This window comes from Bradyrhizobium sp. RDI18 (genome assembly GCF_043203335.1).
Classification (GTDB): Bacteria; Pseudomonadota; Alphaproteobacteria; order Rhizobiales; family Xanthobacteraceae; genus Bradyrhizobium; species Bradyrhizobium retamae.
Genome location: NZ_JBICRN010000008.1, coordinates 2,233,611 through 2,254,206, shown reverse-complemented (window position 1 = coordinate 2,254,206; position 20,596 = coordinate 2,233,611). Strand labels below are relative to the sequence as shown.

General features: G+C 58.4%; 10 protein-coding genes and 9 pseudogenes. 14 read left to right on the top strand and 5 right to left on the bottom strand.

All coding sequences use genetic code 11. The features are described 5' to 3' along the window. Nucleotides 1-491 precede the first annotated feature (491 nt). Nucleotides 492-1,440: pseudogene (locus ACFXS9_RS19950) on the bottom strand (LysR family transcriptional regulator). A gap of 799 nt (nt 1,441-2,239) precedes the next feature. Further along, nucleotides 2,240-3,185 (bottom strand): annotated as a pseudogene (locus tag ACFXS9_RS19945) (LysR family transcriptional regulator). An 804-nt stretch (nt 3,186-3,989) separates the two neighbouring features. Between ACFXS9_RS19945 and ACFXS9_RS19940 the strand changes: the two are divergent. The 9 genes and pseudogenes from ACFXS9_RS19940 (at nt 3,990) to ACFXS9_RS19900 (ending at nt 14,281) form a co-directional block, all read left to right on the top strand. Next, a complete protein-coding gene (locus tag ACFXS9_RS19940; protein WP_392691388.1) occupies nt 3,990-4,622 on the top strand; it encodes a NodA family N-acyltransferase in 633 nt (210 codons plus the stop codon). Beyond that, nucleotides 4,619-5,278: a chitooligosaccharide deacetylase NodB gene (gene nodB / locus ACFXS9_RS19935; protein WP_392691385.1), complete on the top strand. Its 660-nt coding sequence runs from the start codon at nt 4,619-4,621 to the stop codon at nt 5,276-5,278. Before ACFXS9_RS19940 ends, nodB begins: the two co-directional genes overlap by 4 nt. Nucleotides 5,279-5,294: 16 nt before the next feature. Then, nucleotides 5,295-6,659 (top strand): chitooligosaccharide synthase NodC, encoded by a 1,365-nt coding sequence (gene nodC / locus ACFXS9_RS19930; protein WP_392691382.1) that lies wholly within the window; start codon nt 5,295-5,297, stop codon nt 6,657-6,659. Nucleotides 6,660-6,699: 40 nt separating this feature from the next. Further along, nucleotides 6,700-7,318 (top strand): annotated as a pseudogene (gene nodS, locus ACFXS9_RS19925) (nodulation methyltransferase NodS). Nucleotides 7,319-7,330: 12 nt separating this feature from the next. Then, on the top strand, nt 7,331-9,040 hold the full coding sequence (nodU, locus tag ACFXS9_RS19920) for a nodulation protein NodU (RefSeq protein WP_392691379.1): 1,710 nt from the start codon (nt 7,331-7,333) through the stop codon (nt 9,038-9,040). Nucleotides 9,041-9,049: 9 nt separating this feature from the next. Continuing rightward, nucleotides 9,050-9,964: a nodulation factor ABC transporter ATP-binding protein NodI gene (nodI, locus tag ACFXS9_RS19915; RefSeq protein ID WP_392691376.1), complete on the top strand. Its 915-nt coding sequence runs from the start codon at nt 9,050-9,052 to the stop codon at nt 9,962-9,964. Between the two features lie 3 nt (nt 9,965-9,967). Continuing rightward, nucleotides 9,968-10,756 carry an ABC transporter permease gene (locus ACFXS9_RS19910; protein WP_057847907.1) on the top strand — a complete coding sequence of 263 codons (789 nt, stop codon included), beginning with the start codon at nt 9,968-9,970 and terminating at the stop codon, nt 10,754-10,756. 93 nt (nt 10,757-10,849) lie between these two features. Further along, nucleotides 10,850-12,894 (top strand): annotated as a pseudogene (locus ACFXS9_RS19905) (carbamoyltransferase). A 397-nt stretch (nt 12,895-13,291) separates the two neighbouring features. After that, nucleotides 13,292-14,281, top strand: a complete 990-nt coding sequence (locus tag ACFXS9_RS19900) for a nodulation protein NodZ (RefSeq protein WP_057847908.1) — start codon at nt 13,292-13,294, stop codon at nt 14,279-14,281. 100 nt (nt 14,282-14,381) lie between these two features. Here the strand turns inward: ACFXS9_RS19900 and ACFXS9_RS19895 are convergent. After that, nucleotides 14,382-14,585 (bottom strand): annotated as a pseudogene (locus ACFXS9_RS19895) (transposase); the annotation flags it as partial. A gap of 332 nt (nt 14,586-14,917) precedes the next feature. On the opposite strand from ACFXS9_RS19895, the gene ACFXS9_RS19890 reads away from it, so the two are divergent. Continuing rightward, nucleotides 14,918-15,187, top strand: coding sequence for a hypothetical protein (locus ACFXS9_RS19890; RefSeq protein ID WP_392691372.1), 270 nt, complete (start codon nt 14,918-14,920; stop codon nt 15,185-15,187). Here ACFXS9_RS19890 and ACFXS9_RS19885 read toward each other — a convergent pair. Further along, nucleotides 15,184-15,555 carry a hypothetical protein gene (locus tag ACFXS9_RS19885; protein ID WP_392691370.1) on the bottom strand — a complete coding sequence of 124 codons (372 nt, stop codon included), beginning with the start codon at nt 15,553-15,555 and terminating at the stop codon, nt 15,184-15,186. The genes ACFXS9_RS19890 and ACFXS9_RS19885 overlap by 4 nt on opposite strands. A gap of 76 nt (nt 15,556-15,631) precedes the next feature. Here ACFXS9_RS19885 and ACFXS9_RS19880 point away from each other — a divergent pair. Further along, a pseudogene (locus tag ACFXS9_RS19880) lies at nt 15,632-16,545 on the top strand (IS3 family transposase); the annotation flags it as partial. 258 nt (nt 16,546-16,803) lie between these two features. Here the strand turns inward: ACFXS9_RS19880 and ACFXS9_RS19875 are convergent. After that, the gene (locus ACFXS9_RS19875) at nt 16,804-17,826 is read right to left on the bottom strand and encodes an IS110 family transposase (protein WP_392691367.1); all 1,023 of its coding nucleotides are present in this window, start codon (nt 17,824-17,826) and stop codon (nt 16,804-16,806) included. 79 nt (nt 17,827-17,905) lie between these two features. Here ACFXS9_RS19875 and ACFXS9_RS19870 point away from each other — a divergent pair. The 3 pseudogenes from ACFXS9_RS19870 to ACFXS9_RS19860 all read left to right on the top strand — a co-directional run. Then, nucleotides 17,906-18,175: pseudogene (locus tag ACFXS9_RS19870) on the top strand (transposase); the annotation flags it as partial. A gap of 18 nt (nt 18,176-18,193) precedes the next feature. Further along, nucleotides 18,194-18,400: pseudogene (locus ACFXS9_RS19865) on the top strand (IS66 family transposase); the annotation flags it as partial. 415 nt (nt 18,401-18,815) lie between these two features. Next, nucleotides 18,816-20,586, top strand: a pseudogene (locus tag ACFXS9_RS19860) (NEL-type E3 ubiquitin ligase domain-containing protein). Nucleotides 20,587-20,596 lie beyond the last annotated feature (10 nt).

The window sequence follows — 20,596 nt, the reverse complement described above, 5'->3', positions numbered from 1 at the left end:
TGGGGAGGGGACGGTCCGAGGGCCAGGCGCCCTTTGAAAGTCATGAGCTCCGAAGAGACGAAGGTCGAGCAAGAAGAAGATATCGGAGCTGACTTCGTGCCAGAACTGCCGCCGACGATGTGTAGGAAATGTCGTTGATCGCGTAGGTCGTTTACATGTCGCGCTCCGCGTCTGCTGTCGACTGGATCGCTATCCTCTCGAGCGAGCCCAACCGCTGGCTTGAGACCGTTGCTGGTGTGGCGGGTTCGATAGCCATTTGCAACGGGCCACTAATCTTCAACGCCGCAAATTGTCGCTATCGAGCTCGAGCGAGAATGGCGTCAAGCCGGGAGGAGCCTAATATTAGACTCGCGAGAGACAGCTGAAATATGGGTGCAGATATAACGGACGTAGGACGCTTTTGCGAATCCGCGCTTACGATGAATGAGGGTCGGTTCTCACGACGGATTGGGGGTAACCGGATTGATGCGAAGAGGAGGTGAGAAGACGCTTTAAGTGAATTTAGGGGCGCCTGGATCTTTCGTGGTCTCAGGCGGAGGACTCATGCGGGACGCATCTTCCAACAATATTTCTCGCATCCAGATGCTTGCCGGATCACTATTGTGAAAAGCGGTCCATTGGACGGCCTCGGTAAACGCGGGAAGTGACCGCGTAAGTTCGACGATCCTCAGGGGCATCGTTTTTGCGAAATGCTTAACCTGCCTTGAGGGCATCATACCTATGCGGCCAGTGTCCAATAGTACCGGCGGGATCATGCTAAAGCTCTGCACGACGACCTCGATGCGTCTCTTGAGACCGTGCTTGAGTAAGAACCATTCCTCAATGGAGGGCTTTCGCGTAAGCCCGAACTTGACCGCAACGTGTCCCATGGACATGTATCTCTCGAATGTAAGCTGCGGTGGTAGCTGCTTGTTCGTGCGGCATCCGACGCACACGAGTCTCTCCTCGAACAATGTCGCTTTAGGGTGTGCGCTCGACATGAACAATTCCGGCAAGATAAGAAAATCGACTTCACCGCGCCGGAGAAGCTCATCGGTCGCATCGGCGAGTGGCAGCAATTCGAAACTGACGGCGGGAGCTTCCCGTGCGACACGGTCCACGACCTTTCGAAACAATACGATTGTCATAAAATCAGACAGGAGGATCCGGAAGCGGCGATCCGATTTTGTTGAACACATCCTGGGATATGATGGAGAGCTGGATGTGCAGCAGAGCCTTGCGAATAGGGGCGGCGAGCCCTTCGGCACGCGGTGTTGGGACAAGTTCCCGACCTCTCATCGTAAATAGTTCGTCGCGGAAATAGGCGCGTAGCCGGGCGACGGCGGCGCTCATGGCTGGCTGGCTCAGCTTGATGCTGCGTGCCGCCGCGGTGAGATTACGCTCGGTCATCAGAGCATCGAGCGCAACAAGAAGATTTAGATCAAGGCCCTTAAAAGGCATATCTTCTCCCGTTGAAAGGCTTTGCGTTGTAAACATTGAGCAACAGTTACTTCTATGAAGGTCCCAGTCGCCCCCGCCCGAGCTAGGCTCCTTCGGGGATACCGCGCGATCGCAAAGAAGGCTCTCGGACTCGGTCGCAAGCATGTTAGTTGCGCAACGGAGCATGCGAGCGAGCGTGGAAGTCGCCCGCGGTCTTGAAGTAGGGCCTTTGGTGCGCTCAGCAATCGCTCGCAGCACCACATCGATCACTATGAACCGTTGAGAGTAGGGCGCAGTTGCGCACCATTACGCCAATAGCGCCGCAAATGCGCTATCGACGCCCCGCGTGGCTTAGCTTTCGTCGTCGTTTGTAAGCCTACAACCTGACGCAATATGCGATTCAAGCAATTTCATTTGTGTAGCTGAACTCATTTCATCCGACAAAATGCACCTCTCGCATTATCTGAGCCGCGTCGCCGACACCGGTGCCAAGTGCAACCCGCCGCGATCGCGGAAAGCCATTCCGCTGCGCTCTCTGCCTAGTTCCAAGAACATCTTGCGGCGGGCCTGCCAGGTGGCGGGCGCGAGAAGCAAGATCAAATCGCTACTTGATCAAGCGGCAAATCAAGTGCGCCATTCGGGCGTGCTGCGGCTGACATCGAGTTGCAGGGGTTCTTCTGCATGTAGAATATGGCGTACGTGCCTCTTGCAGTGCGGGCCTCTGAGACATTGCGGCACAACGAGATCGGCCCGAGCGACCACATCCTGAAGCATCTGGATTGATGTCGAGAGCAGGTGTTAAGACGCCTTGAGTAAAAACCTAGCAGCGCCTGCGATTTCTGGGGGTCTCGCGCGGAGAAGCCATGCGGGATGCCTCCTGCAATATCATCCGCCGCATCCAAATGCTTGCCGGATCAGTATTGTGGAGGGCAGGCCATTGGATGGCCTCGGTGAATGCGGGAAGTGGAAGTGGAGTTTCGACGATCAGCAGCTGCATCGTCTTTGCAAAATGCTGGGCCAACCTTGAGGGCATCGTCGCTATACGCTCAGTCTCCGCTAGCATCGGCGGGATCATGGTAAAGCCCTGCACAACGACCTCGATGCGCCTCTTAAGACCGTGCTCAAGCAAGAACCATTCCTCAATATTGGGCCTCAGCGCCCGCCCGAACTTCGCTGCAACATGTCCCATTGATATGTATTTGTCGAACGAGAGCTGTCGTGACAGCTGCTTGTTCGTGCGGCAGCCTACGCACACGAGTGTCTCCTCGAACAGTGTCGCTTTAGGATGCGCGCTCGACATGAACAATTCCGGCATGACAAGAAAGTCGACTTCGCCGCGCCGCAGAAGCTCTTCGGGCTCATCGACAAAAGGCAGAAATTCGAACCGGACGGCGGGAGCTTCCTGCGCGACACGGTCGACGATCTTTCGAAAAAAAATGACTGTCATGAAATCGGAAAGGAGAATCCTGAAGCGGCGATCCGATTTGGCTGGGTTGAACGTGTCGTGGGAAATAATGGAGCGCTGAATGTGCACCAGAGTCTCGCGAGATCGGCGCGGCGAGCCGTTCCGCTCGTGGTGTTGGGACAAGCTCCCGGCCCCTCATCGTAAATAGTTCATCGCGGAAATAGGCGCGTAGCCGGGCGACTGCCGCACTCATAGCCGGCTGGCTCAGGTTGATGATGCGTGCCGCCGCGGTGAGATTACGCTCGGTCATCAGAGCATCGAGCGCGACGAGAAGATTTAGATCAAGGCCTTTGAAGCGCATAGCGTGGAGTTATCCATCCTGTGGATGAGTTCAATAAAAACAATCGATTTTACCAATTGTACCGAATGGCGGATAGCAAAGCCGTCGGTCGGGACAAACAAAAAATTCAGGCATATCAGGAATGCTTACCAGTCTTTGCCCTGGCTCCGCGAAAAAGTCTCAGCTGCACCCCGAGCGCCGATCGAAGCGCATGCCCATTGGAGCCAGATTTGTCAACGGGCTGTACAAACTGCATCGCAGTGTCTCGACGCTACAGGTATGCCGCAGGTCGCGTCGGCGCTCACTACCGGTAAACGTTCGTATAGCTTCTCGAAGCGTTTCTATATTGGGCGTTTACCTCCGTAGAATTGATCCAGCCCTCCACTTCGCTCTAACGTCGCAACCAATCAGGAGCTGCCGATTGCAGGCGCCAAATGCCTTTGCGACCCGGCCAAATGTATCCCGTGTCCATAGCAGTCAAATCGTGCGGAAAATGCAGGAGTTAGATCTGGTGCGAATGGCACATGCGCTCGACGTAATCTCCGTCGTGGATAACGATGCATCGGTCCGTGAAGCGCTGACAGGCGTACTCTGTTTGACAGGCGACAATCCCGACCCGTTCCAGTGCGCAGATGAGTTATTGAAATCCCGCCGTCCTCTCAGCACGTCCTGCTTGATAGCGGATGTTCGGTGGCCCGGAGTGGCCGGGCTCGAGCTATGCCAGACCAGCGTTTCCCATTCCCCGGTGGAGCCATTCATCGATAGCGAACTGCTCGCGTGCACCAAGTCCATCGTCAAATGCCAGACGGTGCATGGGAGGCAATCATGAATATTGTCGTATCGAGCTCTACGGCAGGTATCTCCATGCGCTCTCCGGTGCGGTGGAGGGTGGTCTGGGAAAATGAACTGCGCCTCGCCGACCATATCGAACTCTCCGACTTCTTCCGAAAGACCTATGGTCCCACCGGTGCATTCAATGCCAAACCTTTCGAAGGCCATCGAAGTTGGGCCGGCGCGAGACCTGAGCTCCGTGCTATCGGCTACGACGCACGCGGCGTAGCGGCTCATATCGGCGCGCTACGCCGCTTCATCAAGGTCGGAGACGTCGATCTACTAGTGGCCGAGCTAGGATTGTACGGGGTACGTCCGGATCTTGAAGGACTCGGAATCACCCACTCAATGCGCGTGATGTATCCAGTACTGCAGAAGCTTGGCGTTCCATTCGGTTTCGGTACGGTTCGGCATGCGCTGAAGGAACACCTTACAAGGTTGCTGGCCCGCCGCGGACTGGCGACCATTATCTCTGGGGTTAGCGTGCGGTCCACCCTTCCGGATGTGTATCTGAAGTTATCGCCCACGCGCGTCGAGGACGTGCTTGTCCTGGTTCTGCCGATTGGACGGCCGATCAGCGAGTGGCCGACTGGTACGGTGATTGATCGGAACGGGCCAGAGCTGTGACATACCTCGACCGCTTATGCGAAGCGCGCAGCGAGTACGCTGACCGCACGGAAAGTCGCGGCGTCTATCTGACGTTTGACGACGGTCCCGATCCACTCTGCACGCCGGATGTCCTGGATGTGCTCGCGCAACACCGAGTGCCCGCAACGTTCTTCGTCATCGGCGCGTACGCGGCGGACCAGCCGAAACTAATCCGACGAATGATCGCAGAAGGGCACGAGGTCGCAAACCACACGATGACGCATCCGGACCTGTCCAGATGCGAACTCACGGAAGTGCAGTATGAAATACTAACCGCGAGCAGGGTCATCAAAATGGCCTGCCCCCAGGCCGCTCTGCGGCATATGCGGGCACCTTATGGTATGTGGAGCGAAGAAGTGCTCACTACGTCGGCGAGGGCTGGACTGGCCGCCCTGCACTGGTCGGTAGATCCGCGAGACTGGTCTCGTCCCGGTGTTAACGCGATTGTCGACGCTGTGCTGGCCTCTGTCCGGCCGGGTGCAATCGTGCTCTTACACGATGGATGTCCTCCCGAGGAGTTGGGACGGGCCACTCATGCTCGTGTGCGCGACCAGACCGTCTTGGCGCTTTCGCGCCTGATTCCAGCATTGCATGGCCGCGGGTTCTCAATCCGCTCGCTTCCTCAACCTCACTGAACAAATAGACACACCAATGAATCTTCTTGCCACGACCAGCACAGTCGCTATCTCGTTGTATGCGCTGCTCTCGACTTTCTATCGAAGCGCGCAGGTGCTTTATGCTCTGCCGACAAACGTATCATCGGCCTCGGACGACGTGGCCGTCTCCGGCGCTTTGCCGAGCGTGGATGTCATCGTCCCCTGCTTCAACGAGGACCCGCGCACCCTATCGGCGTGTCTGAGATCCATTGCAAGCCAAGACTACGCCGGGAAACTGCAGGTCTGTGTGGTTGACGACGGTTCCGGAAATCTCGACGCTGTAGCACCCGTTCACGACGCCTACGCTGACGACCCGAGGTTCAGTTTTATTCTGCTGGGCAAGAATGTCGGAAAACGGAAGGCGCAGATCGCCGCGATACGCGGGTCGTCTGGAGATTTGGTGCTCAACGTCGATTCAGACACGATACTCGCCGCCGATGTAGTCACGAAACTTGCACGAAAGATGCAAGATCCAGCGATCGGGGCGGCCATGGGTCAGTTGACGGCGAGCAACCGAAACGACACCTGGTTAACCCGGCTGATCGACATGGAGTACTGGTTGGCTTGCAACGAGGAGCGCGCGGCACAGGCTCGCTTCGGCGCCGTTATGTGCTGCTGCGGCCCATGTGCCATGTACCGCCGTTCCGCGCTCCTTTTGGTGCTAGATCAGTACGAGACGCAGTTTTTTCGGGGAAAGCCAAGCGACTTCGGTGAGGATCGCCACCTCACGATCCTCATGTTGAAAGCAGGTTTTCAAACGGAGTACGTTCCCGACGCCGTCGCGGCAACAGTGGTTCCGGATAGGCTAGGGCCATATTTGCGCCAACAACTCCGTTGGGCGCGGAGCACTTTCCGTGACACCTTCCTTGCGCTGCGCCTGTTGCCCGAACTCGATCGCTATCTCACGCTAGATGTAGTCGGACAGAATCTCGGCCCGCTACTTCTCGCCCTGTCATCGATAGCGGCGCTCGCGCAGCTCGCACTCACAGCCACAGTACCGTGGTGGACAGGACTGATTATCGCATCAATGACCGTGGTTCGCTGCAGCGTCGCAGCATTTCGTGCTCGCGAACTTCGATTTCTCGGATTTTCTCTGCACACACTCATCAACATCTTTCTCTTACTGCCCGTTAAAGCTTATGCATTGTGTACATTGAGCAACAGCGATTGGCTGTCACGCGAGTCTGCAAAGTTACCAAACGAGAGTGAAAGACAGGTCGTCATCCCAAACCCGATCGCTGGACCAAGAGCCGCCGACGCTAAACGAGGTTCGGTCATTGCTGGGTCAATTCGTCCGACGGATCATTCGCGCCGTTCTTCGAGGTTCGTGACGTCGAACAGTATCTGCAGCGGCGAGTGACCTTGAACGTTACGTGGGTGCACAAATCGTGAGCCGGAAAATGAAATATCAATCGTTAGATCTCGAATTGGCGACCGACGATCCGTGGCGGCTCGACGGCAATCCGTTCGAGCGGGAGCGTCACACGCAAATGCTCCGGCTGTCGCTTTCACAAGGGGTTGTTACACATGCTCTCGAAGTCGGGTGCGCAGCCGGCGCATTCACAGAAAAAGCTTGCACCCCACTGCAAACGGCTCACAGTGGTCGATGTTATGCCGCGAGCGATCGGTCGAGCGTGCCAACGGACGAAGAGGTGGTCGCACATCACGTGGATAGCTTCCGACATTCAACAGTTCTCGACCCCAGAGCTGTTCGATCTGATCGTCGTGGCGGAAGTTCTCTATTATCTCGAAGACATAACTGAGATCCGCGCGGCCATCCGCAATCTGGTGCAGATGCTTGCGCCAGGTGGGCATCTGGTCTTTGGATCGGCGCGTGATGCCGCCTGCACTCGTTGGGGGCACCCTGCTGGTGCCGAGGCGGTCATCACCATGCTCAATGAAACGTTGATCGAGGTCGAGTGCGTACAGTGCCAGGGTGAGTCGGCTAACGAAGACTGCTTGCTCGTCTACTTTCGGAATCCGGTTCGAGTTTCGATTAAATCCAATTGCCGACCTTGAGATGGAGATACTATGCGCATCTGCGGCATCAAGCTGACGCATGACGGGGCGATCGCTCTTGTGGAGGATGGACGGCTGGTCTTTTGCGTCGAGCAGGAGAAACGGGACAACAATCCGCGGTATCAAACCATCGACAATCTTGACGCAGTTGTTGTCGCTTTGGCGGAGCATGGGCTGAATCCGCAGGATGTTGATCAGTTCGTCATCGACGGTTGGGACGGGGATGTCGAGTCGCAATTCCAGGTCCTCAGCGGGGTGGCACCTATCACTCTCAAAGGGGCGCCGTATGTTGAACGGAATGCCCGCGGCCTTCTCACTTCGCGCGACGGCTTTAACCTGATGCTCGACGGCAGGGTCTTTCCTTATAAAAGCTATCCGCACGTCACAGGCCATGTGGCCTCCGCATACTGCACGAGCCCTTTTGCCAAAGCCGGACAACCCGCTTTCTGCCTGGTATGGGACGGCTGCATCTTTCCACGTCTCTACTACGTAGAACCCCGCGGCGCGCGGTTCATCGAATGCCTGTTTCCGATCATAGGCCATGCTTATGCTGTCGCGGGCCATCACTTCGGACCTTATAGGCAGGCGAGCCGTACCAGCTGGGATCTAGGTGTTGCCGGCAAACTGATGGCCTATATCGCGCTCGGGTCTGTTAATGAAGACATCGTGGCGGTGTTTCAGGAGCTGTACGAGGAGCGCTTTGCGGCCGACACTGAGCATGCTCGTCGTCACCGTGCGGAGGTCAATAGCGAGGAGGCCTCACTTGAGGATATGCACGACTTCTTCGACGCGAGCGCGCTCCGATTGAAGGACAAGCTGCCCGAAGATGTACTTGCATCGTTTCATTGTTTCCTCGAGCGTCTCCTTATCCGCCAAATGGCCATTGCTTTGGAGCGGCATTCGTGTTCTCCGGGACCACGCAATTTGTGCATAGCCGGTGGCTGCGGTCTTAATATCAAATGGAACAGTGCACTACGTGCGACGGGCCTGTTCGATGATGTCTGGGTTCCGCCCTTTCCGAATGACAGCGGCTCGGCAATCGGTGCCGCTTGCTCCGCAATGGCGGCGGACAAGGGCTTCGTGCCGCTGCAATGGTCGGTCTACAGTGGCCCGACCCTGATACGCAGCGATGTGTCGTCCGAATGGAACGCTGCGCCATGCAGTATGCGTGAACTTGCGACCATCCTCGCGAGCAACAAGCCCGTGGTTTTCCTCGCCGGTCGCGCGGAGCTTGGACCACGAGCATTGGGTGGCAGAAGCATTCTGGCCGCCGCGACTTCGCCGGCAATGAAGGATCATCTCAACGAAATTAAGCTCCGCGAACTCTTTCGGCCAGTCGCGCCGATATGCCTGGAGGATCGTGCGCCGGAAATTTTCAGTCCCGGAACGCCGGATCCTTACATGCTTTTCGATCACCAGACACGGGCAGAATGGTGGGACAAAGTCCCCGCTATTATACATCTCGACGGATCTGCGCGATTGCAGACCGTTCCCAGAACCTCTCCGCACAAAATCGCAGAGCTCCTCGTCGAATATGAAGAACTCACTGGCATTCCGCTGCTTTGCAATACGAGTGCCAACCACCATGGACGTGGGTTTTTTCCGGATGCTGCAGCAGCCTGCCAGTGGGGACGCGTTGGACACATATGGTGCGATGGCCTGCTGTGGACCAAAACCATCGTAAGTGAGCGATCGCCGGCCGAACGCCTTCTTTCAGTCTAAAATGAACATATGTCCACCGTAGCAATCGACCTTACCTGCGTAAGGAAGTCGTATGGCGACAAGATCGTCGTCGACGGGCTGTCCTTTGCTGTCGCGTCGGGAGAGTGCTTTGGCCTCCTTGGACCAAACGGGGCGGGAAAAAGCACGATTGCGCGTATGGTTCTCGGCATGGTAGCGCCAGACACGGGCAAGATGACCGTGCTCGGCGAGCCCGTACCGGCGCGTGCTCGCCTGGCACGCGCGCGCATCGGCGTGGTGCCGCAGTTCGATAACCTCGAACTCGAATTCACCGTCCGCGAGAACCTGCTGGTATTTGGGCGCTACTTCAACATGACTGCACGTGAGGTCGAAGCAGTTGTGCCAGCACTGCTCGAGTTCGCTCGCCTGGAGAGCAAGGCGGATGCTCGCGTCGCCGAACTATCCGGCGGCATGAAGCGGCGGCTGACGCTGGCGCGTGCGCTGATCAACGACCCACATCTGCTGGTAATGGACGAGCCGACCACCGGTCTAGATCCTCACGCGCGCCACCTAATCTGGGAACGCCTGCGATTGCTGCTGGCGCGAGGCAAAACGATTCTCTTGACCACCCACTTTATGGAAGAGGCCGAGCGGTTGTGCGATCGGCTGTGCGTGCTTGAGGCAGGACGCAAGATCGCAGAAGGCGAGCCTCGCGCGTTGATCGATGAGCAGATCGGCTGCCAAGTAATCGAGATCTATGGCGGCAATCCGAACGAGCTATCTTCTCTGATCAGGCCGTATGCGCGGCATATCGAAGTGAGCGGTGAGACGCTTTTTTGCTATGCGCCGGATCCAGAGCAGGTGCTCGTGCAGCTGCGCGGGCGCGCAGGTCTACGCCTTCTACAGCGTCCTGCGAATCTCGAGGATGTCTTTTTGCGGCTGACCGGGCGGGAAATGGAGAGATGAACGATGCGTGAAGGTTACGCTGCCGTCATGCCCGCCAACGCGTACAACTGGGTCGCTGTATGGCGTCGCAATTTTCTGGCGTGGAGGAAAGTGGCGCTTGCATCGGTTCTCGGGAATCTCGCCGATCCCATGACCAATCTGTTTGGCCTCGGCTTTGGCCTTGGAGTAATTGTTGGGCTCATTGACGGCACTTCATACATCGCGTTTCTGGCTGGTGGAATGGTCGCGACTAGCGCCATGACCGCCGCCACCTTCGAAACAATGTATGCGGCGTTCGCCCGCATGCGTGCTCAGCGCACGTGGGAAGCAATCCTGTGCACACAGCTTACGCTCGGCGACGTCGTTCTCGGTGAATTGGCATGGGCAGCCACCAAAGCCGTTCTGGCCGGAACGGCAATTGCAGTTATTGCCGCGAGCCTGGGCTACGCAGCGTGGGCATCCATCGTCTATTCGATACCAGCAATCGCAATCACTGGCTTCGTCTTCGCGAGCCTAGCGATGGTCGTCGTATCGCTTGCGCCCAGCTACGATTACTTCGTGTTTTACCAGACGCTCGTCGTCACACCCATGGTGTTCCTATGCGGCGCAGTCTTTCCGGTGAGCCAGATGCCCAGCGCATTTCAGCGCGTGGCGGGCTTATTGCCGCTGGCACATTCGGTCGACCTCATCCGCCCAGTGATGCTTGGGCTGCCGGCCGGCGGCATCGGCCTACATATCGGTGCGCTTTGCATGTACGCGGTGCTGCCGTTCTTCCTCTCGATCGCGCTGCTTCGCCGGCGCTTGATGCGTTAACCCGAGATTCCGCAGAAGCGATGGAGAGACACGATGCTGTACCGCGAATTCGGCAGTCAATTGGGCTTCGTGTCACGATAAATGGAGAATGAGATGTTCTGTCTAGGAGTGAGCGGTGGGCTAGACAAAGTCTATGAAGATACACGTGAGCTTTCGAACACATTCCTGCACGATGGCGCTGCGGTGCTCGTCCGGGACGGACGCGTGATAGCGGCCGTTGAAGAGGAGCGCCTCAATCGTATCAAGCACTCCAACAAATTCCCAAGCCGTTCGATACAATACTGCCTTGCAGCCGCAGGGATCCAGCTCAGCGATATCGATCGTATCGCGTTCTACGCGACCGAGGCCTATTGCAACACTATGCTCGAAAGCCTGTTCGGGTCCCGGCCGGACGTCTCCATTCCTTTGGATGCCAAACTGTTGATGCGTAGCTTACTAGCGCAGGAGTTTGGTACCGAGGTCGATCCGTCGCGTGTCTCTTTCGTAAGTCACCATCAGGCGCACGCCGTAAGCGCCTTTGCGATGTCGGGCTTCGAGCAAAGTCTAATCCTCGCGATAGATGGCGGTGGTGATTTTCTCTCCGGCCTCTTAGCTCTGGGGTCTGGAACCGATGTTACCCAGCTCGCAACCTTCCCGGAGAATAATTCTCTAGGGCTATTTTATCTCGAGACGATCCGGTATCTCGGCTACGGCTTATTCGATGAATACAAGGTCATGGGGCTTGCCCCTACGGGGATCCGACTCCCCATCGCGAGCTCTTCGCGCAGTTCTACGAACTCTTAGACAACGGTGGCTACCGCGTCTACGTCGACCGAATCGGTCCGACGCTGCGCCGGAGCATCCAGGTCCGGCGAAAGGGAATGCCATTCACGCAGCAGCATCGAGATGTGAGTGCTTCATTGCAGGAAGCCTTGGAGCGGATCGTGTTTCACATTCTCCGGCATCATCGCGAGGCTACCGGCATGAAGCGGTTGTGCCTGGCTGGAGGGGTAGCCCACAACTGCACCATGAACGGTAAGCTGCTGTATTCGGGGCTCTTCGAAGACATCTTCGTGCAACCCGCGGCGCATGACGCTGGCTGCGCACTAGGCGCTGCGCTAATGATGTCTAACGAGCTGGGCCGGCCCGCACCACGTGAGCGGATGCAGGAGGTCTATTGGGGGCCTGATCTTGGGAGCGAGAGCGCCGTGCAGCAGGAACTGGATGCATGGGGTGGACACCTTGACGTCGAACGCAGTGACGACGTGTCAGGTAGCGCAGCCGACTGGATGGCTAATGGCGCCGTGATCGGCTGGGTGCAGGGTCGTTCGGAGTTCGGGCCACGTGCGCTTGGCAATCGGAGCATTCTTGCCGATCCTCGGCCTGCAGCAAACAAGGACCGGATCAATGCGATGGTAAAAAAGCGTGAAGGCTATCGACCGTTCGCGCCATCAGTGCTTGAGGAGGATGCGAGCGAATTTTTCGACCTGGCCGACGGTACGCGCGAATTTCCCTTTATGAATTTTGTAGTTCGCGTGCGCGATTCCAAGCAAAGCATGCTCGGCGCCATAACGCACGTCGACGGCACTGCGCGACTGCAAACAGTATCGCGCAAGACAAATCCCGCCTACTGGGAGGTTATTAATTCGTTCAAAAAGCGGACGGGCATTCCAGTTCTGCTCAATACGTCCTTTAACAACAATGCCGAGCCGATCGTGGAGTCGGTTGCAGACGCGATTACCACATTTCTGACGACAGAGCTGGATGGACTTGTGGTCGGGCCGTTCCTCGTCAAGAAGAGGGCGGCAACGTTGGAGGATTGGACTGCGCTCGCGGTTTCATTGCCGCCTTATGCACGCCTCTATCGGGTTCGCGCTTACATAGCGCGAGATCGCCAGGAGACGGTGTGCGAAATCCGTACGGCGCACTCCAGCGGTGACAGTGTGCGTATTTCACAGGATGCGTTCGATCTACTGATGCAGATCGAGGGCGAAGCCGTGCTCGGGGATCTCCTGGATACAATTACTTTCGATCGGGCTAGGCGTGAAGCTGTCGTGAAGGAACTGCGGGGATTATGGGAGCTCCGTCGCCTTCGGCTGCATCCTTCACATGCTGCTCGCGCGCATCAAGACTGCGATCAAATGCTGGAGAAAGCATAACAGCACCACGAATATGGCCGTGTGCATGTCTCCAAATGCGGGGGCAGCTGGGCCCTGAGGGCGGCATACCCGGTAGCTGGGCTCATGCTTGTAGTCTTGGGCGCTGCGCCATAGCGGCAGCTCAGGACGGCAAGCGCCCCAGCAGCAGAAATTCTATTCGACATGGTACATGCCAGAAAGGGCTTCGAGGAGCTGTTGCAACAAGGCGGATACGACTAAAATCAAGCATGTCGACGGCAACATTTTCGCGCGGCTCCTCCATGGTAGCGGCATATGAAGTTCTACCAGCCAAGTTGGCTAGCATCACGATCGCTGACGACAGCATCGGGCGAGGCCATACGTAGAGTTTCCGTAGCGTCCTTATCCAGGCGGTATTCCCTTAGCGAGGAAAACACAAATGTTTGTTGGCGGCTCGATGAACGGCCGGTTCGTTGTTTCTCGACGACGTACTGGTTTCGGTGATTGCCTGTGGTCCCTGGCGTCAGCCTGGCGCTATGCGCAGCGGACGGGGCGGACTCTAGCCATTGATTGGCGTGGCTCCTGTTATCTCAATCAACCTTTCACGAACGCCTTTCCGGTGTTCTTCGAACCAATTCAAGACATCGCGGGCGTACGGGTCATCTGCGATGACGAGATCAACCAGCTCTCATTCCCGGGTCCTTTCTTCCCGTCATGGTGGAATAAGCCATCGATCGACTGCGTTTACCGCCCAGATGAACAGATTTTCCGAGAACGTGATGAGCTGAGTGAGCTTTTCCAAGCCGAACAAGATAGTGAAGCCAACACCGTGGTGTGTGATGCTTGTTTGATGTGGCGTTGCGATCAGAATGCCGAACGACAAATATTCCGGAGCATCAAACCAAGGCCCGAAATTCAAGCTCGGATTGACGCCCTATATCAAGAGCACTTTGAAGGGCGCAATATAATCGGGGTTCATGTTCGGCACGGCAACGGCGAAGATATAATGGGGCACACGCCCTACTGGGCCGATGCGGAGCTCGCCTTGCGGCAGGTATGCACTGCCATTGATACGGCCAAAGCGTTACCACATCCAGGACCTGTGAGGGTATTGTTGTGTACGGACAGCGCGCAGGTGCTTGACAAGCTGTCGGGTGTGTTTCCCGATCTTTTCACGATCCCAAAACGCTTCCAGGCGGATCAGGCCGGGCCATTACATGGTGCAGCACTGGGAGTCGACGGCGGGATCTCCGCCCTTATCGAGATGTATCTCCTCGGGCGATGCGATACCGTGATTCGCTTTCCGCCGACTAGCGCCTTCACCCGCTATGCCCGCCTCTTCGCGCCACGCGTTATTGAGTTCGATTTGAACGATCCGAGTCGTTTGATCTTGACTGATGAATCCTCCGAACATCTCCTGGCTTTATGAAACTTGCAACCCGACCCTCGTCGATCATATCGGCGCGCGCTTCGCATTTGCGCAGCATCGCCGTTCGTCCTGTCGGATGTCGTTTTTCGTAAGGTTCAGAAACTGCGACAAAGAACGTCGTCGCACTATCGCCATCGAGCAGCCGATCACGGTTCTTGTAGAACACGGTAGCATCCCATACCGAACCATCGATCGACAGTCCGACAAATTAGCGGAACAAAAGATTGTGGTGGAGCTGCTCGATCAACTGCCGCTCAGATCGCACCGTGTAGAACGCTTCCAGCAGCAGAGCCCGCAAGGAGCCGCTCAGGCGGGATCGACCAACGGCTTCCCGGCGTAAAGGCTCCGGAAGTCGCGACACGTCCTTCAGCGCTGCCTCGATCAGTTCGCGGATCGCCCGCAAGGGAACGCGCTGCTCCAAACCGCTCGTAGCTGAATATGCCTTCCGCCCGCTGATCTTCCCAGCGGATAAAGCCGTACGTTTGCCGCCCGCAACGTCTCGATGGCCGCTTCGCTATCACGAATGGCATTCAATCCAGCAGCTCGATCGGTCTCCGACAACGTGAGCGCCTGTTCCAACTGAGCCGCTATCGAATTCGCCAGGCGCAAATTCTCGTCCATGTTGGGCTCGGCTAGATGTTGCCGTTCCGAACCATGGAGGGGTTGAAAGCCGAGGAGGAGTTCTCTTCAGCTTGCCAGACAATACTGTTTGGCGCACTCGTTTCCGCCAGATGCCGCATGGGCTCCTCGCTACGCGCGGCGCAAATCCCACCAGGTTTGAAATACCTGACGATATTGTTCGGTTACGGCCCGACCTCTATCCACGATCCCGGCTTGCTGAACGTGCCGAAGTTCCTGCTCATAACCGAGGTCAATCAAAAGCCCGGCGCCGAGTGCATCCGTTAGTGCTTGCATCCCTTGAATGCGCAGTTCAGTTTGCCAAGTGTAGACTGAGCGGTCATCGACTGCCTTTCTCTCGAGGATTTTTCGATCCCCGAAGCGACTGGACCGAAGATATTCCGGCTGCTCCATATCGCCGATGCAATGCCCATTGGATCGTAGCCGAGGCGAGCGATCACGCGCCGGATTTCCTCGTCGGGGCGCGCCACCAAATGTTCGTACCGCACCACCTGCGTCTGCCGCCGACCGCGGTGCGCGGCGAGCGCAGGTAGGCCCAGAACGAGATCAGCGAGAGAAGATGCGATGTCGGGAGGCAGGCTGAGCACGAGATCGGAGAGATCAGATAGGCTGGCGGGCGGCCAGCTTTCTGGCACCAGCGGGATGCCCTGACCTTGCCCACGGGCTTAATCCAGTTTGAAGCTCGCTCTGGCCCAAGACGAGGACGAGAGCGTGAAGCGCAATCGTTTTACGGAAAAGCAGATCATCGGGATCTTGAAGGAGGCACGAGGCCGGGGTTTCTGTGGCCGATCTGTGCCGGAATCACGGCGTCAGCGACGCCAGCATCTACAAATGGAAGGCCAGGTTCGGCGGGATGGACGTCTCGGAGGCCAAGCGGCTGAGGGCGTTGGAGCACGAGAACACCAAGCTAAAGCGGCTCCTGGCCGACGCCATGCTGGACAACACGGCGCTGAAGGACCTGTTGGGAAAGACGTGGTGACGCCCGCGGAGAAGTGGAAGGCTGTCGTCCATCTGCGAGAGGCATTCGGGATGAGCGAACGGCGGGCGTGTAAAGCCATCGGCTGCTGCCGTATGACCATGAGATATCGGACAGGGGCCGACGAAGCCGATCTTCGCCAGCGCATGAGGACGATTGCCCAGGAGCGCCGCCGCTTCGGCTATCGGCGGCTGCATGTTCTGCTCAAGCGGGAGGGCTATCTGATCAATCACAAGAAGCTCCTCCGACTCTATCGGGAAGAGAAGCTGACGGTACGCCGCCGCGGCAGTCGCAAGCGGGCAATCGGGACCAGGGCGCCGATGCTGGTCCCGATGACGCCGAACGCCCGCTGGTCGCTCGACTTTGTGTCGGACCAACTCACCGACGGCCGCCGCTTCCGCATCCTGGCCGTCGTGGATGATTGTACCCGCGAGTGTCTGGCGCTGGTGGCCCACACCTCGCTCTCTGGCATCCGGGTGGCGCGGGAACTGGACCGGCTGATGATCGAGCGTGGCAAGCCCAGAATGGTGGTCAGTGACAACGGCAGCGAACTCACCAGCAAAGCCATTCTCGCATGGGCCGACCAGAGCCGCGTCGCATGGCATTCGCGCCGGGCAAACCCATGCAGAACGCCTTCATCGAGAGCTTCATGTATAGACGGCCCCGCGGATGCAAGGGATTTTAGCAGCACTTTGGATGACGGTCGGGTGCGTTCATGTATACGGCCTGTTAGTGCGACCGATACCATGGTCGCTGGCCCTGATGGAGATCGCGGATCGAGGCCTCATCAACGGGTCGCGCTTGTTGCGCTTAAAGCTCTTCGGGCTTGCTCGATCCCCAGCTCCGCCGGTTTCCATCATGCTGTCATTTGCCCTCACATCTTAAGGTGGCCAGGATACGCGGCAGCTCAGGCCGCGAGCTTAGGCCGATAGAATTCCCCGGTCGTCATCATCGCCCAGACGATCCTAGCTAACTTGTTGGCAACGGCGATCGCGACGACCATGGGCCGACGTCGCTCAAGTAGAGCTTCGATCCAGCCGCCTCCGACCCGTGAGCGTGCCTTCGGATATCGAACGACGTTCCGTGCTCCGATGACAAGCAAGTGCCTGAGATCGGAATCGCCCTGTTTCGTTATGCGGCCGAGCCGGTCCTTCCCGCCGGTGGAATTCTGCTTGGGCGTCAGGCCCAGCCAGGCCGCGAACTCTCGCCCCGAGCGGAACATGGTCGGGTCCGGCACAGTCGCGGCAAGGGCCGTGGCCGTTATGGGACCAACGCCGGGAATCGAGGAAAGCAACTTCGCCATCGGATTTTCTCTCTGAATGTCAGCCAGCTCCCCTTCGATAGCCTCGACCTGCCGGTCCAATTCCTGCAATTGGTTCACAAGGACAGCCAGTGCCATGCGGGCATGGGCGGGGAGCGTCAGTTTCTCGTCATTCAACAAGTCCACCAGACCATCCACCCTTTGCCGGCCCTGTCCGACAATGATTCCGAACTCGGCAAAGTGAGCTCGGATAGCGCAAGACGTCATGGTTCTCTGGCGGACCAGCAAGCCTCTCGCTCGATGAAGCATCAAGAAGCCTTGGTTCTCGACGCTCTTGATTGGAACGAACCGCATATTGGGACGGGTAACCGCTTCGCAGATCGCGGCCGCGTCAGCGGCGTCGTTCTTGGCTCCTCGCCGCACGTAGGGTTTTACATAGGCTGGCGGAATCAATCTCACATCGTGTCCGAACCGCCGAATCTCGCGCGCCCAGTGGTGAGCGGTGGCGCAGGCCTCGATGCCGACCAGGCACGGTGCAAGCGAGGAGAAGAACGACATGATCTCGCCTCGCCGTAGGCGCTGGCGATTGGTCACTTGGCCTTGGCCATCAACTGCATGGATGTGAAATACGTGCTTCGAAATGTCCAATCCAATTGTCGCGACTTCCATAGGGATTAGCTCCTGTTGGCGGGTCCATACATCGCCAGTATATCGCCGGCGCCGAGGGAGCGGGGCCGTCTTCCCCATCAACGGTCGGTTGCGGGATGAGTTGTTGAACGAGACCCTGTTCACGTCACTGGCCCAAGCCCGCGTCGCACTCGGATGTTGGCGAGCCGATTACAACAACACACGACCGTACTCGCGGCTCGGATGGAAGACCCCGTCCGAGTTCGCCTTCACCCGCCATCCGCGCCGGGATCTGGCGCTGCGCTATGCCGAAGGCTCCGCGCCAGCTCCCGTCGCTCCCACCGCCCGACCGGGCAAATCCAATAACCAGAGCGAACTCAGGATTGGATAAAACTTGGGGCAAGGTCAGCTGATCGCCCAGCAGAAGCTTAGGATCGCCAAGCTCCAGCGCCAGATCTACGGCCATGGATCGGAGCGATCATCGCGGCTGATCGACCCAGTTGGCGCGCTGACCTTCGAAGAGCTGGAAATTGGCGCCACTGAAGACGAGCTGTCTGCGGAGCAGGCTGTAGACCAGACACGCATTTTACGCGAAAGGCGTCCCGAACGCCAGACCGTCGCCAGTTTTTCTTCAGTGGACCCCACTGACGCTGCAGCTTCAAGAGACGTCGATGGGCTTCCATCGGCGCATTATGACTCTTCCGAGACTCGTCAGTTTATGGACAGCTAAGTCTTATAGCATTGAGATACTGTCTATCTGGACTGAGAGGTCCGCTTGATCTGCTGCAGAGGAGAACGGGATGTATTGCTTTAACGAAACAACCCTAAACCCTTTCGTTAACCGTAGATTCCGTCCGGACGGGCTAGTCTTGCTGCAACTGCCCTGTGGGCGAATGGCGCAGCGTGTTAACCGCGCTCCGTGATCGCCTGCTTCGCCGGTCGGTGATCACCATCCATGGTGAGAGCTACCGACTTCGAGAAGCACCGCTCCGGCGCATTCCCTTCACTTGGCTACCGAAGAGACGGCATCGATGAATGCAGAACGGGCCCAGCTTGGCGCTGGCACTCCTTCCGAGACTTCCGAATCCGAAACCTCCGAACCAGGGTCCCCGGCCGCGGCGCAGTGGGTCGAAGCCTTGACGGAGGCGGAGGCGTCCGCCGCCGACCCCGCCTCGTCGCAGTACCAGGTCCTGGTGGGCCGGACTGCCGAAGAGGGGCAGGGCGAAGACGAGGATCGGCAAGAGGCAGTAAGTCGAATGAGGGCTTGGCGGGAGGCGGGCGATGTCGATGAGCCGCTGGATCTGTCGTCCCTGTCCCTGACCGCCTTGTCCACTCCCCTCCCGCCCGAGCTCCGGCGCCTGAACGTCGACAACAATCAGCTGACCAGCCTGCCCGACCTTCCAGCGGATCTCCAGCGGCTGTACGCCAGCAACAATCGGCTGACCAGCTTGCCCGACCTTCCAGCCGGGCTCCGGCGGCTCTACGCCATCAGCAACGGGCTGACCAGCCTGCCCGCAGACCTGCCGCCCGGGCTCCGGCGCCTGAACGTCGACAACAATCAGCTGACCAGTCTGCCCGACCTTCCAGCCGGGCTCCAGCGCCTGAACGTCGACTACAATCAGCTGGCCAATCTGCCCGAGCCCCTCCCGGCCGAGCTCGAATGGCTCAGCGTTACCCATAACCAGCTGACGAGCCTGCCCGAGATGGTCCCCGCCGAGCTCCTATGGCTCGGCGCCAGCAACAACCAGCTGACCAGCGTGCCAGAGACCCTGCTGACGCAGCTGGGCCGTGAGTCCAGCGTTGATCTGGAGAATAATCCGCTGCCCGAGGGGGTACTGACCAACCTGGCGACAGCCATGCATGCCGGGGACTATGCCGGCCCGCAGATCTTTTTGTCTATGGCCGAGGAAGCGGAGGAGGTCGAGCCGCGGCCTCTGCACGAGGTTGTCGCGCACTGGCTCGAGGGCGATACTGGGACGGTGGCCGCCTGGCAGCGCTTCGCCGAAGAGCCAGGTGCCCAGGACTACGCACGCTTCCTCGACAGGCTCCGTGGCACGGTGAACTATGGCAACGAGGCGTTCCGGCAGGCGGTGGCCGAGGATCTGCGGCAAGCGGCGGCCAGGCCGCGATTGCGCGAGCACTATTTCGAGCAGGCTTTAGAGCGAGCGACAGCTGCGAGGATCGCATCACTTTGGCCTGGAACGGCATGCAGACCGCACGCCTGAACGCTGATGTCGAGGACGGAGCCTATGACGGGCGGCTCGACGAATTGCTCCAACACGGCCGTGTGATGTTCCGCTTGGAGGCGCTGGACGGGATCGCGCGCGAGACGGTCAACTCGCTCCGCCGTGCCGACCCGGACGCCGACATCGACGAGATCGAGGTCTATCTTGCCTACCAGACTCAGCTGCGCGACCCCTGGAGCTGCGGCACGTCGCCCCAGACATGCGCTTCTTGAACATCTCTCACGTGACAGAAGACGACGTTGCCATGGCCGCGACATCGGTGCGGGACCAGGAGGCGACGGGATTCGGAGACTATCTGGCAAGGCGCTGGCAACCTTGGGAGAGCGTGGTGAGACGCGTCGCCCCCGGTGACCATGCAGTGATGCAGGAGCGGCTCATCGATGCGATGGGAGAGGAGTTCGACAGCCGCCTGAATAGACGGCTCGCCGAGGATGGCCTGACAGACGATGCCGATGCCGAGCGGGTGCTCGGAGCCGAGATCCGCAACGAGATCGCCCGCGAGATCAAGAGCGCGGTAATGCACAAGGTGCTCGCGGATCGCGGCCTCGAGCTGTGAAGCGGCCGTT

Bases quoted from the DNA above. Each gene is read 5' to 3' on its own strand.
- ACFXS9_RS19940 (WP_392691388.1), top strand. From the start codon at position 3,990: ATGAATATTGTCGTATCGAGCTCTACGGCAGGTATCTCCATGCGCTCT.
- nodC (WP_392691382.1), top strand. From the start codon at position 5,295: ATGAATCTTCTTGCCACGACCAGCACAGTCGCTATCTCGTTGTATGCG.
- nodU (WP_392691379.1), top strand. From the start codon at position 7,331: ATGCGCATCTGCGGCATCAAGCTGACGCATGACGGGGCGATCGCTCTT.
- nodI (WP_392691376.1), top strand. From the start codon at position 9,050: ATGTCCACCGTAGCAATCGACCTTACCTGCGTAAGGAAGTCGTATGGC.
- ACFXS9_RS19910 (WP_057847907.1), top strand. From the start codon at position 9,968: ATGCGTGAAGGTTACGCTGCCGTCATGCCCGCCAACGCGTACAACTGG.
- ACFXS9_RS19900 (WP_057847908.1), top strand. From the start codon at position 13,292: ATGTTTGTTGGCGGCTCGATGAACGGCCGGTTCGTTGTTTCTCGACGA.
- ACFXS9_RS19890 (WP_392691372.1), top strand. From the start codon at position 14,918: ATGTTGCCGTTCCGAACCATGGAGGGGTTGAAAGCCGAGGAGGAGTTC.
- ACFXS9_RS19875 (WP_392691367.1), bottom strand. From the start codon at position 17,826: ATGGAAGTCGCGACAATTGGATTGGACATTTCGAAGCACGTATTTCAC.